The organism is Dactylosporangium sp. CA-139066 (assembly GCF_050936175.1).
Lineage (GTDB): Bacteria > Actinomycetota > Actinomycetes > Mycobacteriales > Micromonosporaceae > Dactylosporangium.
Genome location: NZ_JBNJNH010000002.1, coordinates 1530899 through 1546734 on the forward strand (window position 1 = coordinate 1530899; position 15836 = coordinate 1546734).

The following is a 15836-nucleotide window of genomic DNA, read 5'->3' on the forward strand; positions in this document are numbered from 1 at the left end:
GGGCTGATGGCGTCGCGGCAGGACCAGCTGCACTCGTACCAGTTCATGGTCCAGCGGGTGGTGTCGGCGTTGGTGATGCGGGACACCGACCCTGCTCAGCCGCCATTTCGGCGGGTTGCCGGGGCCACGCTGGTCGGCGTGCTGATCGCTGCGCTGGGCATCGGCGGGGCGGCCGCGCTCGCCGCCGTCCGGCCCGGGAATTCTGGCAAATGGCGCAATGACAAGGCGATCATTGTGGAGCAGGAGTCGGGGGCCCTGTTCGTGTACCGCGACGAAGTCCTCCACCCCGTCCTCAACCAGGCCTCGGCGCTGCTGATCCTCAACTCGCCCGGCGCGCCGACGGTGGTCGTGCAGCGCTCGGCGCTCGCGGGCGCGCCACGGGGCGAAACACTCGGCATCGCGGGCGCGCCGAGTTCGCTGCCGCCCACGTCCGGGCTGCGGAAAGGGGCGTGGACGGTCTGCTCGACGAGCGAAGGGTCGGTGTTGTTCGTCGGCGGGGGGCCTTCCGGGGGTACACCATTGGCGGACAAAGGCCTGCTCGTCTCCGGCCCGCAGCAGCAGACCTATCTGGTCTGGCACGGGTACAAGCACCTCATCCGCCAGCCCGACGAGGTGCTGCCCGCGCTGGTCTGGTCGTCGCGGCCGAAGGCGACGGTGGCGCAGGCCCTGCTCAACGCCCTGCCGTCCGGGACCGACCTGGTCACCCCGGCGGTGCCCGACCGAGGCAAGACGGTGGGAGCCGCCAAGGTCGGGCAGTTGTACAGCGTCGACTCCAGTTCCGGCAAGCAGTACTTCCTGCTCACCACCGCAGGCCTCAAGTCCGTCACGCCGTTGCAGGGATCGCTGCTGCTCGCACTGCGAGATGCCGCCGCGCTGCAGGGCGGCAACGCGGCCTATGTCGAGCTCAATGCCAACCAGTTCAGGCAGTTCGTGCCCAGCGGGACCGTCGACCCGTTCGCGCCCGACCCCGGGGGCGCCGGCGCGCTGCCCACGTCGGCGCCGGAGATCCTCGACGCCCAGAACGGCCCGGTGTGTACCGCGGATGCCGTCACCATCGGCGCCACCCCGCCCGACCTTTCGCACGCGCTGCGGACCCCCTCGGCGACGTCGGAGGGGGCGGTGCTGGCGGATCGGGTGGTGGTACCGCCGGGGAGTGGTGCTCTGGTGCGGACCGAAACGGGCGTGGTCACGCTGGTCACCGACCTCGGCCGGCGGCACGCCGTGCCGGTGCCCGACGCATTGGCCGCGCTCGGGTACTCCGGCCAGGACCCCGTCGCCGTGCCCAGCCAGGTAGTCGGGCTGCTGCCGGCCGGCCCGGCGCTCGACCCCGTTTCGGCCGGGCAGCCGGCTCAGTAGTTCGTGATGACCAGGTCGAAGCTCGCGCGGGCGGCGGCGCGCAGGTTGATGTCGCGGCGGGTCGCCATGCGGGTCGTGTTGAAGCCGGTGTAGATGCGCCGCGTGGCGTCCGTGTCGCTGTTGGTCATGGTCAGCAGTACCCCGCGGTCGGACGCGTCGCGCATCTCCGCCGCCAGCCGCTCGTGGTCGGCGTCGCGGAACTGGCCCGCGGTGTATCGCTTGAAGTCCGCGAACCCGCCCTCGGGCAGGTAGGGCGGGTCGAGAAAGACCCAGTCGCCGGCCGCCGCCTCGCGCAGCGCATCGGCGAAGTCGCACAGGCGGACATCGGCGCTTGCGAGTGCGTGCGAGGCTTCGAGCAGCGTTTCCCGTCGATAGTACGGCCTGTCATACGCTCCGTAGGGCACGTTGAACCCGCCGTGACGGTTGACCCGCCACAGGCCCCGGAACGCGGTCTTGTTCAGGTAGATGACGCGGGCGGCCCGCTCGATGTCGTCCAGCGTGGCCGGATCGAGCCGCCGGACCAGCGCGAACTCCTCCGGCGTGTTGGGCATCGCATCGAGCCGCGCCATTACCGCTTCGGGGTCGGCGGCGACCGCGCGGAAGCAGGCGACGAGCTCGGGGTTGGCGTCGGAGAGCACCGCCTTGGCCGGCCGGAGCTCGAAGAACACGGCGGCGCTGCCCATGAATGGCTCCCAGTAGCGCCCCGAGTACGCAGGGGCAGCGGCGATGAGCGCAGACGCGTACCGTGTCTTTCCGCCAGCCCACTTGATGAACGAGCGGCCCTCCGCCATGACGCACATCATAAAGGCGAAATGCCGGAAGTTATCCACAGGGAAGCATTGGGTCTGGTGGCCGATCGTCATATGTCGATAACGTCAGGCTGGCAAGTCGGAAGCCAACTAACGAGAGACGGGGGTGATCGCCGGTGGCTCAGACAACGCAGGCTCAACAGGCCGAGCTCAATGCGGCGGCGCAGCGGTTCGAGCAGGTCGACGGCGAACTGCAGAACATGCTGAACACGCTGATGAGCGAGCTGGAAATCACGCAGAGCGGCTGGCAGGGCGCCGGCGGACGCTCGTTCACCGCGGTCAAGCAGGCTTTCCACAACGACCAGGTGGCGCTCAACCGCAACCTCCTGGAGACGGCGCAGGCGCTTCGCACGGCCGGCCAGAACTACGACGCCACCGACACCGAGGCGGCGAGCAGGATGCAGCGCACGACCGGCATCGACCTTTCCGCGCTCGGCTGATCCGGAGGATTCCCATGACGGACGACACGCTTGTTGTTCAATACGCCGCGCTGGAGCACGCGGGCATGTCCCTGCAGAAGGCGCTGGAGACGCTGCAGGCGCGCCTCGACGAGGTCTCGCAGCTGGGCAAGCGCCTCACGGCCGGCTGGGAGGGCGACGCCAAGGAGGCGTATGCCGTGCGCCAGGCGGGCTGGGAGCGGGCGGGTGGGGATCTGGCCCTGATGGTTCGCGACATCAAGGTTCAGGTTGAGGAGGCCCTGCAGCGGTACCGCGAAACGGAGCAGCGCAACGTCCACCTCTTCCCGGGTCAGGGCTGAGCGGTTCGCACGTCCGGCGCCTGCCCCACGGATGCGGTGGGGCGGGCGCCGCTTGTCTCCACGGCGTCGTCTTCGTCGCGGCGCCGCATTACCTGGCGGTGTTCGTTTGCGCCGCCCGACCGTTGGGCCACGGCGTAGATTGTGCCGGGCCCTGCTTGTGCTGCGCGCTCGCTGCTTGTGCGTGCTTTGCCGCCATCGGGCCGCGCCGCCTCGTGTGCCGCGCTGCCATTGGGGGCTGCCGCTGTTTTGTGCCGCGCCCCGGACGCTCGTGCCGCGCCGCCGTTGCGCCGCGCCGTCTCTGCGCCGCGTCCTCTTTACGCTGCGCCGCCGTTGACGCTGCGCCGCCCCCTTTGCCTGGCGCTGCTTCACCCTGCCGCCGATTCCCCGCGCTCCCTCGTTCGGCCGTCTCCGTGCGGCCGCTGCTGATAACCGACATTTCCGAAATGTCGGGAAGTTCCGATGGGAGGAGTGCCAGGAGCGAGCGGCGACGCGCAGGCGTCAGCGGTGCGGTGGAGGGCCGAAGGCCGGCGTCGTGTGGTCCGGCATCGTCGACTGCGGCGGCGGAAGCTCCCGAAGCCCGGGCCGCCACCGGCGCCGACGGCCCTGTGGGAGCACCATCGCGACCAGGAACGCGATCACCACCGCCAGCAGGCCACCGATGCCCAGGAGGACCGTGCGGTGGCGGGCCGTGGACGCCGCGGCCTCGGCGGCGTCGTTGCGGGTCGACTGGGCCAGAGGCTGCGCGGCCGGGTTCGGGGAGGCGCCGACGGGTTCGGTGAGGGCGCGGTACGGGTTGAGGACGCCGGCGCCGTAGCCGGGGCCCGCGTGGCCGCCGTCGGCCGTGGCGGTGAGCTGGGCGGCGACCTGGCGGGCGGTGAGGTCCGGGCGGTACTGGCGCAGGAGGGCCGCGGCGGCGGCCACGAACGGGGTGGCGAAGCTGGTGCCGTCGACGACCTGGAGGCCCTTATCTGTTGCGGTCGTCACAATTTCGGCGCCGGGGGCGACGAGGTCGACGTACGGGCCGGTTTGCGACGTCCGGACGCGCTGGCCGTCGGGGGCTAGCGAGCCGACGCCGATGACGCCGTCGTACGCCGCCGGGTACGGGGTCTGGTTGCCCGACTCGGCGCCGTTGCCGGCCGCGGCCACCACGACCACGTCGCTGGCCACGGCGAAGCGGACGGCCTCGCGTACGGCGTCGTTGTCCTGGTACGAGACCAGGGACAGGTTGATCACGCGGGCGTGGCGGGCCACGGCGTCGCGGATGGCGTTCGCCAGGCCTTGCGGGGTGCCGCGGCGGCCCGTGGGGGAGCCGTCGTCGCCCTCGATCTGCTCGCTGACGCGCAGAGCCAGGATCGTCGCCGCCGGGGCCAGGCCGCGGAACGGGGAGGCCGGCGTCGGGCGGGCGGCGATGATGCCGGCCACGCCCGTGCCGTGGCCGACGCAGTCGAGGACCGAGTTGCCGCCGTCGAGCTGGTCGGGGCCGGGCTGGACGGCGCCCGTCAGCTGACTGTTGCGCGCGTCGACGCCGGAGTCGATCACCGCGACCACGATGCCGCGGCCGTCGGCGAGGGCGTTCAGCCTGGTCAGGTCGTACCGCTGCAGGGGCCACGGCGTGCCCGACGGTGCCGGCGCCGGCTTGCGGACCGCGCCTGGGCAGGTGGCCGGCGCCCACGCCACGGCCGGATTTGGGATGAGAAAAACCGCGAGACTCAGCAAAACCGCCAAAGCGGACAGGGTGCGCCGGCGGGGCATGGCACCATGCTATGACGTCGGCCATCGATGGGTTGTCCCTGGCGAGGTGCCGCGAATGAGACAGCGCTGTGATCCACCGGGCTTCGATCGCTATGCTGGCCGGAGCGCTTGCCCGCGTCGCACCCCTCGAATTGTCCTGGCCGTATAGGTTAGGTTTCGGCGACGCGGCGGTTTCCGAGCCCGAAGAGGGGGTGGCCGTGAGCGAGTGGGAGCCGGCCACCGAGGCCGAGGTCGCCATGCGTGATGCGCTGCGCGCAAACGACCAGGAGCAGTATTTCCGCATCCTGGCGCGCACCGACGTCCTGCTGCCGATCGCGCCCGACAGCTCGCCGAACAACGAGGGCGGCTGGGGCACGTGGACGACCGAGGGTCGTACGCACGTGCTGGCCTTCACCTCGCCGTCGGCGCTGCACGAGTGCCTGGCCGGCCACCCGGGCACGCACCGGCGGGTGCCGTTCCGCGATCTTGCCGGGATATGGCCCAACGTCGAGTGGTGGCTGGCGGTCAACCCCGGCCTGCCGATCGAGGGCTACCTGCCGTCGTGGTTCGTGACCCAGATCAGCCGCGGCGACGTGCGGCTGCCCGGCCGCACGCTGGGCGCGCGGGCCCGCATCGAGCAGGCGACCTCGCGGACTCGTGCGGTGGCGCAGGTACCGCTGCGGACCGTGCCCAACCAGCCCGCGCCCACGCCGATCGAGCGCCAGCGGATGCGCGCCGACCAGGGCGGGCCCAACGCCACGACGTCGGCCCCGCCGGCCGCGGCCCCCGCGCCGCCCGCGGTGCCGCCGGCCTCGAGCGCGCCGCCGTTCCAGCCGCCCGGCCCCTACGTGCCGCCCGCCGCCACCCCGCCCGCGCCGCCGCCCCCGTCGACGGTGCCGCCGCGCCGCGAGGTGCCCCCGCCGGACGTGGCGCCTCCCGGGGCATTTCTGCCGACCCGGGCGGATCGCCCGATTTCGTTCGAGCGCACCATGGGCCGGTCGGCGTTCTCGTCGCCCTCCTCCCCAAGTGGTACGCCAAGTGGCCCCCTACCCGCCGAAAACGCACCGACTTCGGGCGGCGCCGCCGCGCGTGGCCGGGCATCGTTCCCCGGCGCCGCGTCCCGGGGCCTGTTCGACGGCTCCGACCGCAAGTCGCTGGACGTGCCGGGGGAGCGCGAGCTCTTCTCCGGGCTCGACCGCGGCGGCCCGTCGGGGCGCACCGACCTGCCCACCCGGCCGCAGAACGGCGGAGCCCCGACGTCCGGCCCGCCGTCGCGTCCGATGGGCGGCGAGTCCGGGCTTCCGTCGCGGCCGTCGGGCCTCCCGTCGCGCCCGTTCGGCGGCGAGTCCGGCCTTCCGCAGCGCCCCATGGGTGGGGATTCAGGTCTTCCGTCACGCCCGCTGGGCGGCGAGTCGGGTCTTCCGCAACGCCCCTTGGGCGGCGAGTCGGGGCTGCCGTCGCGGCCCAGTGGTGGCGAGTCCGGGCTGCCGTCGCGTCCGCTTGGCGGGGAGTCCGGGCTTCCCTCGCGTCCGCTTGGCGGGGAGTCCGGGCTTCCCTCGCGGCCGGGTGGTGGCGAGGCCGGGCGGGACGAGGCCGGTGGCGATCCGCGGCGGTACTGGCCGCGGCGCGAGCCGGCCCGCAGCCTGGGCGAGATCTACACCGAGCATGCCGAGCCGGTGATTCCGGCCGCCTGGCAGCCGCCGCCGGATCTGCCGCTGGCGTCGGGGCCGCCGCTGCCGACGCGGCAGCCTCAGGCGACTCGGCCCGAGCCGGAGCCGCCCGCGGCGTACCGGCCGGGTGGGCCGCTGCCGTCGCGGCTCGGCGCCGGCGACGCGCTGCCGCAGCGCCCGCTCTCGGGCGATGCACTTCCGTCGCGTCCGCTTCCTGGTGATTCGCTCCCGCAGCGGCCGCTCTCGGGCGATGCACTGCCGCAGCGCCCGCTTTCGGGTGATGTGCTCCCGCAGCGGCCGGTGAGCGGGGAGCCGTCGCGCGCGCCGTACGGCGAGCCGTCGCGGCCGGGTGCCGGGGAAGCCGGTGGGTTCGCGGGCGGGGAGTCGCTGCCGCGGCGGCCCGGGGAGCCGGCGGCGTATCGGGGCGGCGAGTCCGTGCCGCTGCGGCCGGGGCTGGTCGATCCCGGGGCGTTCGCCGCCGGTGACCCGGCCGTTGACGGGCCCAGCCGTACGGGGTGGACCGGGGCCGCTGACGTGCGGCCCGGGGGACCGGGGCTGGCGGCGCGAAGCGGTGGTGAGGCGTTCGCGGGCGAGGGTCGCGGGCCGGAGAATGGGCCGCAGGCGTGGCGTGGGGCGGACGCGCCGGAGGCGCCGTTGCCGTTCGACCGGCCTGTGTTCGATCGGCCCGGGTTCAGCCGGCTCGACGTGGAGGCGCCGGAGGTTGACGAGGCGCCGTCCGCCTCGGACCAGGCGTTCGGGGGCGTTGCTTCCGGGGCACGCAGTGCCGGGTTCGGGGGCGCCAACCTCGATGAGCATCCGTTCTTCTCGGACACGCCCGGGCCGGGGGCCGGCGGTGGGGAGCGAGGGCTCTTCGAACCGCGGCCGGACCAGGCCGCGGAGCCGGGTGCGTTCGAGTCGCGGCGTGAGCCGGCGGCTTTCGAGCCGGGAGCGTTCGAGTCGCGGCGTGAGCCGGGGGCGTTCGAGTCGCGGCGTGAGCCGGCGGAGCAGCCGGGATGGGGCGCGGGCGAGCAGGGCGGGCAGCACGGCGGGTTCGAGGCGCGGCCGGAGTCCGGCTGGGCCAACGGCGCCGACCAGCCCGCTCAGCGCAGCACGTTCGAGCCGTCGCCCGAGTCCGGCTGGAGCAACAAGTCCGAGCAGGCTTCCTCGTCCGAGTCCGGGTGGGGCAATAAGTCCGAGCAGACTGCCCCGTCCGAGTCCGGGTGGGGTAACAAGGCTGAGCCGGCTGCGCCGGCCGAGTCGACGTGGGGCAGCAAGGCCGAGCAGGGAGAAGCGCCCGGGTTCTTTGCCGGGCGGGCCGAGGTGCAGCCGTCGTTCTTCGGCGAGCCGGGCGAGAGCGCACGCGAAGAGCCGCAGCGGCCGTTCTTCGACGACGAGGCGGAGCCGCGGGCGTTCAATGCGTTCGGGGTGCCGGTGGACGAGCCGGCGATCCGGGATCCGTACGCGGCGCTGGCCGATCTGCGGTCCGAGCCCGACGACCACGAGGAGCCCGCGCAGGCCTCGTTCGCCTCCGGGGTTGAGACGCTGGCGCAGGAGCAGCGGCGCAGCGAGGACGAGAAGGAGAACACCGGGTCGTTCTTCCTCGTGCCGCCGGAGCGCGATGCGGGGGTGCGGGCCGATGAGGAGGCGTCGCCCTCGCTGCGGACGTTCTTCGAGGACGGGGCCGCCGAGCGGCCCGACTTCCAGCGGGACGCGGTGCAGGACCTGCCGTCGGCCGGCGCCGGCGCGGCGGAGGAGCCGACGTTCTCCTGGACCCCGCCGGCCGAGAGCACGGACGACTGGACCCCGCCGGCCGAGACCACGGAAAAGTGGACCCCGTCGGCCGAGACCACGGAAAAGTGGTCCCCGTCGGCCGAGACCACCGACAAGTGGGCGCCGGCCAGCGAGGCGAGCACCGACAAGTGGGCGCCGGCCGGGGAAGCGACCGCTGAGTGGACGCCGTCGACCGAGCCCGCCGTGTACCACGTCGAGCCGGCGCGTGAGCCTACGCGCGAGCCCGTCTACGAGCCGGAGATCGTCGAGGACGCGCCGCCCGTACGACTGCATGACGAGATCGTCGACGCCGAGGTCGTGACGCCCGCGGTCAAGGCCGCCGTGCCGGACTTCAGGCCGGCCAACACCGTCGAGCAGGACCTGTTCGAGGCGGCGCAGGCCAACAGCACCGACCGGTTCCTGTCGACGTTGCTGCTGGCCAAGGTGCTCATCCCGTTCTGGACCGGCGACGGGCCCATCGAGCCGGCCAACTTCCGGACCGAGCACATGAACGGGCTGCCGCATCTGATCGTGTTCACGTCGCCGGAGCGGATGCAGGAGCGGCTCGGGGCCGACGCGCAGGGCAGCTGGATCAAGTTCACGCGGCTGATCCGGCACTGGCCGCCCGGTGACCAGCTGGCGTTCGCGATCAATCCCGAGTCGCCGGCGGGGGCCGTGCTGCCGGGGACCGAAGTGGTGCAGCTGGCGACCTGGGCGACCGAGATGGGGCTCGGGGTCGACGACCCGGACGATCAGCCGGCCGCTTCGGCGCCGGCCGCGGCCGAGCCGGAGAGGCGGCCCGCGTACGAGCCGCCGGCGTCCGGGCGCGAGCAGGTCATGCAGAAGCCGATCTCGCCCGAGCAGCTGTCGCACTACCTCGAGCGCAACTACGACCGGGTCTCCGGGTTCGTGCACCGCGCCGCGGAGGTTGGGCACTTGCGCACGCCCGAGCAGCTGTACAACGCGCTCGGGCTCGGGTACGCCGGCTCGTCGTTCAAGCCCGATGCCGACGAGGCCTACGTGCTGCGCTGGATCGCCTACCGCGGCGACCTCTACCGGATCCCGTACGGCGGCTCGTCGCCCGAGGCCATGCGCGCCATGGAGGGCTGGGTCATCGAGCGACCGCCGTTCCGCGGCAACGGGTTCGCGCCGAGCGAGACCGGCGACGTGATCGCCGAGTTCAAGGTCGACAGCGCGCGGCTGCCGCACGACGCCGAGCTGTGGCGACTGCGCCGCGACGGTCAGCAGGAGCTCATCGCCCGCCTCGACGCGGACGGTCCGGCGTGGCGGAGGGCGTAGCGTGATCCGGGACGGGTATGCGGCGCGCTGGCGCGGGGCCGAGTACGAGGCCAGCCCCGACGGCGACGACGTGCGGCTCTACCGGCCGGACGCCGGCGACGGGTTCGATGAGGTGCGGCCGGGGCGGTACCGGCGCATCGTGCACCGCAACGACGTCGACGATCTCGTGTACGTGCGCACCACCTGCTTCTGGCGCGACCAGCCGTTCATCGTGCTGGGCGAGCACGACGGGTGGCTGCGCGTCGAGTACACGGGCGGGCGTGCGCCGGTCGCCGCCGAGATCGGGCTCGAGGAGTTCGACTACGGCGTGTACCAGGGCTGGGCGCCGCGGGCCGAGGTCAGCGAGCTGCGCGAGTACCGTGTCTGAGGTTTTGTTCTTGGCCCGACGGACGTCGGGATTCCTGGCGGGAGCAACGGTCGTGCGTTGCACGGACCCGAGCCATTACCCTGCTTTGGCCCATCTGAGAATCTCTCCGGTGATCACGTCCGGCTGTTCGAGATGCGGAAAATGGGCGGCGTTGGGTAATAATCGCCATTCGTACTCCGCGAGCACGTACCGTCCGGATCCCTGTGCGGTGCGTGGCAGCACGGCCGGGTCGAGCGCGCCGTGCAGCTGCAGCGTCGGGGCCGTCACGGGCTGTTGCAGGAGCTTCACGAAGCGGTACCCCTGCAGCCGAAGCGCCGAGCGCACCGCCCATCGGTAGGTCTCCAGCGCGCAGAACGCCGCCTGCGGGATCTGCATCGCCTCGCGGCAGCACGCTTCGTAGTCGCGGTAGTCCTCGCGCGCGACCCACTCCGGCGCGCCCCAGCGGCGCAGGTAGTCGCCCACCAGTGCGGCGTCGTGCCTGGTCAGAACGTGCTCGAAGCGCGGCACCTGGAAGCGCAGCACCGGCTTGGCGGCGGCGAGCTGGCCGCGCGGGTCGGTGGCGAGGCCCGCGCGCAGTCGCAGCGGGTGAGCGGCGCCGAGCACGACCAGGCGGCGGACCATCTTCGGGTGGAACGCGGCGGTCGCCCAGCCGATCATGCCGCCGTAGCTGGCTCCGACCAGGAACGCGCTGCGCTCGCCGAGGGCGCGGATGAGGCCGGCGACGTCGCCCGCCATCGTGTACCCGTCGTAACCGCGCGGCGGCTTGTCGCTCGCGCCGTAGCCGCGCAGGTCCACGGCGACCGCGCGGAAGCCGGCGTCGGCGATGGCCGGCAGCTGGTTGTGCCAGGCGTACCAGAACTCGGGAAAACCGTGCAGGAACAGCACCAGCGGCCCGGTGCCCGCCTCCACCACATGGAAGCGCGTGCCGTTGGCGCTGACGAATCGGTGCGACCACGGCCCGTCGATCATGACGCACGTGTCGTCAACCGAGGGGTTCATGAGGCTCAGCGTAGGGCCAAGGCGGTCGATTTCACGCCATGCGAGCGGCTAGCGTTCACGCTGTGCACCCCCCGTTGCCGCTGGTCACCGTCTCCGGCACGCCGCGTGAGTGCGGCGTCGCGTACGGTGCGGCCGCCGTCGATCTCATCGTCGCGAACACCGCCAACTACCTGGCCCGGTTCCCTTTCGACACATCGTACGCGCGTCATTACGGATCGCTGTTCCGCGAGGCATCGCATCGATATGCGCCGCGCGTCGCCGATATGCTGGACGGGGTCGCCGAGGGATCCGGTGTCCACGTCGACGAGATCTATGCGCTCAACGGCCGCACCGAGCTCATCTACAGCGAGCAGCCGCACGAGTGCACCGCGATCGGCGTGCTCGGCGAGCAGACGCTGCTCGCGCAGAACTGGGACTGGCATCCCGACCAGCGACCCTATGCGCTGCTCCTGGACACCACCGACGAGCTCGGGCGCCGGGCGCTCGCGCTGACCGAGGCCGGCATGCTCGCCAAGGCCGGGCTCAACGATGCCGGGCTCGGCGTCTGCGTCAACATGCTCGGCTCGAAGCGCGACCGCCGCGACGGCGGCGCGCCCTATCACGTGCTGCTGCGCGCCGCGCTGGACGCCCGCCACCTCGGGGCGGCGATTAAGGCCGTCTGCGGTACGCCGCGCGGCGCCAGCATCAACCTCCTGCTGGGGCAGGCCGGCGCTCCGGGCGAGGTGATCGACCTGGAGGTCGCGCCCGACGACGTCGGCTTCCTGCACCCGGTCGACGGGGTGCTCACGCACGCCAACCACTTCGAGACCGCGCTGTCGTCGATCGACACGCTCAAGTCGTTCGGCGGCTCGTCGTTCTTTCGAGCCGCCCGGGCGCGCCGCCTGCTCGGGGAAGGCCCAGGCGAGGAGCGGATCAAGCAGGTGCTGCGCGACCACGGCGGGCACCCGCAGTCGATCTGCCGCCACGACGAGCCCGACGCCCCTGAAGCCGATCGAACCGAGTCGCTCTACTCGCTCGTCATGGACCTGGACGAACGCCGCATGTCGATCGCCGCCGGGCCGCCGTGCACGGCCGGCGAATACTACGACGTTTGGCTGGACAAAACGGACTGAACCGGGCGCCGGACGAGTTGTAACACAGCCTTAAATGTATCTGTGCTGATATCGGTTTCGGCGGTCCCCTGTTACATGCGTTTCAGCAGCTCGGACGGGTGTTTCGCCAGCCCGTTCCAAGCCGGGTGACCTTGGGTCACCGATGTTGTCTTAAGTCCTGATCAGAGCGCTTCAGTCGTGGGTTGAACGGCTCCTGAGCAGCCACTACCTTCCGCTAACGACACGCGAGCCCTCCATCGTCTGATCGGGATCTGTAGATGAACGAGCGTTACGACCCGTACGGCGACTCGTACTACGAGTCCGGCTACGCGGACCAGACCGGTCGATACGACCGGCAGGGTTACGGTTCGATGCGCGCCGATCGCGGCGGCTCCGGTCCGCACTTCTACGACCCGGCCGCCACGCCGCGGGGTCGCGGGCCGCTGCCCGACCTCGACGATGACGACGACTACGACGACGAGCCGTCCAGCTGGCGCCGCCGCGCCGCGATGATCGCCATCGGTGGCGGTGCCGCCGCGCTGATCGGCGGCGGGGCGTACGCCGTCACCCAGTTCTTCGGCAAGGGCACCCACCCGGACGGCGCCGCCGACGCCGAGGCCGCGGCCGCCGACACGGCCCCGCCGGCGTACGTGGACCAGAACCAGAGCCTCATGAACGGCAACGCCGGGCTGGCCATCCGCAAGAACACCCCGACGACCGGCTCCTCGTTCGGCACCCCCGCCGACGCCGCCAAGAACGCCGTCGTCAAGGCCAGCACCGTGCTGCCGAAGAAGGACCCGGTCCGCCACCTGGCCAGCCGGCTCACGTTCGGGCCGAACACCAAGGTCATCAGCGACATCAACAAGCTGGGCATCAACGGCTGGATCGACAAGCAGCTCAAGCCGGAGACCATCCCGCTGACCCGCGGCGAGCAGAAGGCCGACGCCGAGCTCGTCACCTGGAACATGACGTACGAGCAGCTCAAGGCGCAGCGCGACGACCTGGACAAGAAGGGCATCCGCGCCGACGACCAGAACGTCCGGTACGCCATCGCCAAGCAGCTGTTCTCCGACCGCCAGCTCTTCGAGATGATGGTCGACTTCTTCGACGACTACCTGCACGTGGCCGCGTTCCACGACGGCAACGAGCTGACCCGCGCCGCCTTCGAGCGCGACGTCATCCGCAAGCACGCGCTGGGCAACTACGTCGACATGTTCGTGGCCGCGAACAAGCACCCGGCGCTGCTGCGCTACCTCGACCAGCAGGACTCGACGAAGGACCGGATCAACGAGAACCTGGCCCGCGAGAACCTCGAGCTGTACACGGTCGGCGCGTTCAACGGGTACAACGAGACCGACGTGCGCCAGGCCGCCATGCTGCAGACCGGGCGGAGCATCCGCGACAACCAGTACGTGTACCGGCCCGAGCAGCACTACGTCGGCCCCGTGAAGATCATGGGCTTCTCGCACCCGAACGGCGACGCCGCGGGCGGCGAGGCGGTGCAGGAGGCGTACTTCCGGTACATCGCGCTGCACCCGAACACCGCCCGCTACATGGCGCAGAACCTGGCCACCCGGTTCGTGTCCGACGTGCCGCCGAAGACCCTCGTCGACGCGATGGCCAAGACGTACCTCGACAAGAAGAGCAACATCCCGGCCGTCATCATGACGATGCTGTCGCGGACCGAGTTCTGGGAGTCCGTCGGGCAGAAGGTGCGCCGGCCTGGCGAGTACCTCACCGCCACCTATCGGGCGCTCGACATCGGCGCGGACGCGCCGGCCGGGTTCACGTCGAACAACACGAACATGAGCCCGATGGTCCATGGCCTCGGCGACATCATGCGCAAGCTCGAGGAGTTCGGGCACGCGCCGATGGAGCTGCCGACGCCGAACGGGTACCCGGACGTGTACGTCGCCTGGACCTCGGCCGGCACCATGGTCAACCAGTGGAACGACGCGTACAACGCCATCACCGGTGGCCGGCGCCAGTTCACCTGGCAGAAGCCCGAGGCGCTCATCGCCAACCCGCCGACCACCGCGGGCGCCTACCTCGACGCGCTCACCAAGAAGCTCATCAACGTGACGCTCGACAACGATCGCAAGACCGCGATCCTGCACATCGTCAGCCCGACGACGACCGCCAGCACCCCGGTCGACGCGACGTTCAACGGCGCCATCGCCGCGGTCGTACGCGCGATCTTCGCCACTCCCCACCACCACCTGCGGTAGGCGGCACACCATGGAGAAGCCAGTGCGAAAGCAGAAGTCGCTCCACCCGGAGTGCCCGGACCTGCTGCGGCTCGGTCCGAACCGGTTCGAGGCCGCGCTTCGGGCCGAAGCGGTCGCGGTGCAGGAAGAGCAGAAGGGCGTCCGGGATCGGTACCTCGACCTGGCGCGCGAAGAGGACGCACAGGAGGACGGCCGGGGCGTGACCCGGCGCCGGTTCTTCGTCGGCGCGGCGGCCACCACGACGGCGCTGGCGACCAGCCAGTTCCTGACGACGCAGGCGTCCTTCGCGGCCACCCCGACCGGCACGCTCATCCACGTGTTCCTCTACGGCGGCGCCGACGCCCTGTCGCTCTTCGCCCCGATGGACGACGCGGTGCTCAACCGGGTCCGGCCGAGCTTTACGCTGCCGACCAGCACGTCGATCCCGCTCGACCGCGGCTTCGGCCTCAACGAGTCGTTCGCGCCGCTCAAGAAGTACCTCGACGCCGGCCAGCTCGCCTTCATCCCGGGCGTCAGCGACCGCCGCCTGGACCGCAGCCACTTCGCCGCGACCGACATCTGCCAGCTCGGCGGCCTGCCGGCCGAGACCGGCGGCATGGGCTGGCTCACCAACCTGGCCGACAAGCTCGGCCCCGGCACCGCGTTCCGGGCGATCGGCATCGGCTCGACCCTGCCCCGCTCCCTCGTCGGCGGCGGCGGCGCGCTCGCGCTCAACAGCGTCGCGTCGCTCAACGTCAACGGCGACGGCCGGTTCCGCCAGCCGACGGTCGACGCGATCAAGGCGCTCTTCACCGGCGTCAACCACCCGATCGAGACCCCGGTCAAGGCCGGCATCGACGCCCTGACCCTCGCGAGCAAGCTCGCCCAGCAGGGTTACACGCCGGCGAACAACGTCAAGTACACCGGCGTCGGCAACGCCTTCCGCGAGCTCGCCCAGCTCATCAAGGGCGGCGCCAACGTGCGCATCGCCACAGTCGGCATGGGCGGCTGGGACACCCACGAGAACCAGGGCACCCGCGGCGGCTATGTCGCCCAGCACTTCGGCGAGCTAGCGTCGGGTATGGCAGCGTTCTTCGACGACCTCGGCCCCGACCTCGCCGCGAACGTCACGGTCATGGTCTCCAGCGAGTTCGGCCGCCGCGTCGCCGAAAACGGCGGCGGCACCGACCACGGCCACGGCGGCGGCGTCGTCGTCCTGTCGGGCAAGAAGCTGGCGGGCAAGCTCCTGGGCGTCTGGAACGGCCTCGACACGCTCGTGAACGGCGACGTGCCGGAACAAAACAACATGTTCTCGGTGTTCGGTTCGGTAGCGCAGGGCCGGTTCGGCCTGACGGACGCCGAGGTAGGCCAGATCTTCCCGCGCCAGACTTATACCCCGGTGAAGATCTACGCGTAGCTCCACCTACGCGTATTGAGGAGGCGGCCCCGGTCCCGGGGGCCGCCTCTGTCTGTACTGTGCTTATTAATGCCGGGGGAGCTCCGCTCCACCCGGACCCCCTCAAAACCTGCAGCTGCGCACTCCGGCGACATGCAAGTTCTCTGTTTGCATTTTCGTCGGGTGTACGCCCTGAGCCCCGCCCATCAGCGCATATGCATGATCGCCTTGAGACTGGCGTTTCGTTGCAGGAGCAGTCTGTCGTCACCCGGGCGGTCACCGTGGCCGGCGGTGTCTATGCACGGATAGGCAAGGCACCTGCTTCGCGGCCATGAGCGGCCGCTTGTGGACAGCGCGAGCGACGGTATCCGGCAGCAGAACTTA

At 71.4% G+C, this 15836-nt stretch carries 11 protein-coding genes; 8 read left to right on the forward strand and 3 right to left on the reverse strand.

The window, feature by feature from the left end; all coding sequences use genetic code 11:
• Positions 1 to 6: 6 nt before the first annotated feature.
• Positions 7 to 1356 (forward strand): type VII secretion protein EccB, encoded by a 1350-nt coding sequence (gene eccB, locus ACQEVU_RS51845; protein ID WP_433338056.1) that lies wholly within the window; start codon positions 7 to 9, stop codon positions 1354 to 1356.
• Here eccB and ACQEVU_RS51850 read toward each other — a convergent pair.
• Complete coding sequence (locus tag ACQEVU_RS51850; RefSeq protein WP_433338058.1) at positions 1350 to 2219, reverse strand: DNA adenine methylase; 870 nt, start codon at positions 2217 to 2219, stop codon at positions 1350 to 1352. The two genes, eccB and ACQEVU_RS51850, sit on opposite strands and share 7 nt — an antisense overlap.
• Before the next feature lie 62 nt (positions 2220 to 2281).
• Here ACQEVU_RS51850 and ACQEVU_RS51855 point away from each other — a divergent pair, with 62 nt between their 5' ends.
• Complete coding sequence (locus tag ACQEVU_RS51855; RefSeq protein WP_433338060.1) at positions 2282 to 2605, forward strand: WXG100 family type VII secretion target; 324 nt, start codon at positions 2282 to 2284, stop codon at positions 2603 to 2605.
• Between the two features lie 14 nt (positions 2606 to 2619).
• The gene (locus ACQEVU_RS51860; protein WP_433338062.1) at positions 2620 to 2922 is read left to right on the forward strand and encodes a WXG100 family type VII secretion target; all 303 of its coding nucleotides are present in this window, start codon (positions 2620 to 2622) and stop codon (positions 2920 to 2922) included.
• A gap of 498 nt (positions 2923 to 3420) precedes the next feature.
• Here the strand turns inward: ACQEVU_RS51860 and mycP are convergent, their stop codons facing one another.
• A complete protein-coding gene (gene mycP, locus ACQEVU_RS51865; protein WP_433338064.1) occupies positions 3421 to 4599 on the reverse strand; it encodes a type VII secretion-associated serine protease mycosin in 1179 nt (392 codons plus the stop codon).
• Between the two features lie 272 nt (positions 4600 to 4871).
• On the opposite strand from mycP, the gene ACQEVU_RS51870 reads away from it, so the two are divergent.
• Together ACQEVU_RS51870 and ACQEVU_RS51875 are read left to right on the forward strand one after the other, a co-directional pair.
• Positions 4872 to 9392 carry an SseB family protein gene (locus ACQEVU_RS51870; RefSeq protein ID WP_433338066.1) on the forward strand — a complete coding sequence of 1507 codons (4521 nt, stop codon included), beginning with the start codon at positions 4872 to 4874 and terminating at the stop codon, positions 9390 to 9392.
• A gap of 1 nt (position 9393) precedes the next feature.
• Positions 9394 to 9759 carry a hypothetical protein gene (locus ACQEVU_RS51875; protein ID WP_433338068.1) on the forward strand — a complete coding sequence of 122 codons (366 nt, stop codon included), beginning with the start codon at positions 9394 to 9396 and terminating at the stop codon, positions 9757 to 9759.
• Between the two features lie 75 nt (positions 9760 to 9834).
• On the opposite strand, the gene ACQEVU_RS51880 is transcribed toward ACQEVU_RS51875, so the two are convergent.
• Positions 9835 to 10758, reverse strand: a complete 924-nt coding sequence (locus ACQEVU_RS51880; protein ID WP_433338070.1) for an alpha/beta fold hydrolase — start codon at positions 10756 to 10758, stop codon at positions 9835 to 9837.
• 74 nt (positions 10759 to 10832) lie between these two features.
• Here ACQEVU_RS51880 and ACQEVU_RS51885 point away from each other — a divergent pair, with 74 nt between their 5' ends.
• The 3 genes from ACQEVU_RS51885 to ACQEVU_RS51895 all read left to right on the forward strand — a co-directional run bounded on the left by ACQEVU_RS51885 (position 10833) and on the right by ACQEVU_RS51895 (position 15473).
• On the forward strand, positions 10833 to 11870 hold the full coding sequence (locus ACQEVU_RS51885) for a C45 family autoproteolytic acyltransferase/hydolase (protein WP_433338072.1): 1038 nt from the start codon (positions 10833 to 10835) through the stop codon (positions 11868 to 11870).
• 257 nt (positions 11871 to 12127) lie between these two features.
• Complete coding sequence (locus ACQEVU_RS51890) at positions 12128 to 14077, forward strand: DUF1800 domain-containing protein (RefSeq protein ID WP_433338074.1); 1950 nt, start codon at positions 12128 to 12130, stop codon at positions 14075 to 14077.
• Positions 14078 to 14099: 22 nt separating this feature from the next.
• The gene (locus ACQEVU_RS51895; protein ID WP_433338076.1) at positions 14100 to 15473 is read left to right on the forward strand and encodes a DUF1501 domain-containing protein; all 1374 of its coding nucleotides are present in this window, start codon (positions 14100 to 14102) and stop codon (positions 15471 to 15473) included.
• The last annotated feature ends 363 nt before the right edge of the window (positions 15474 to 15836 follow it).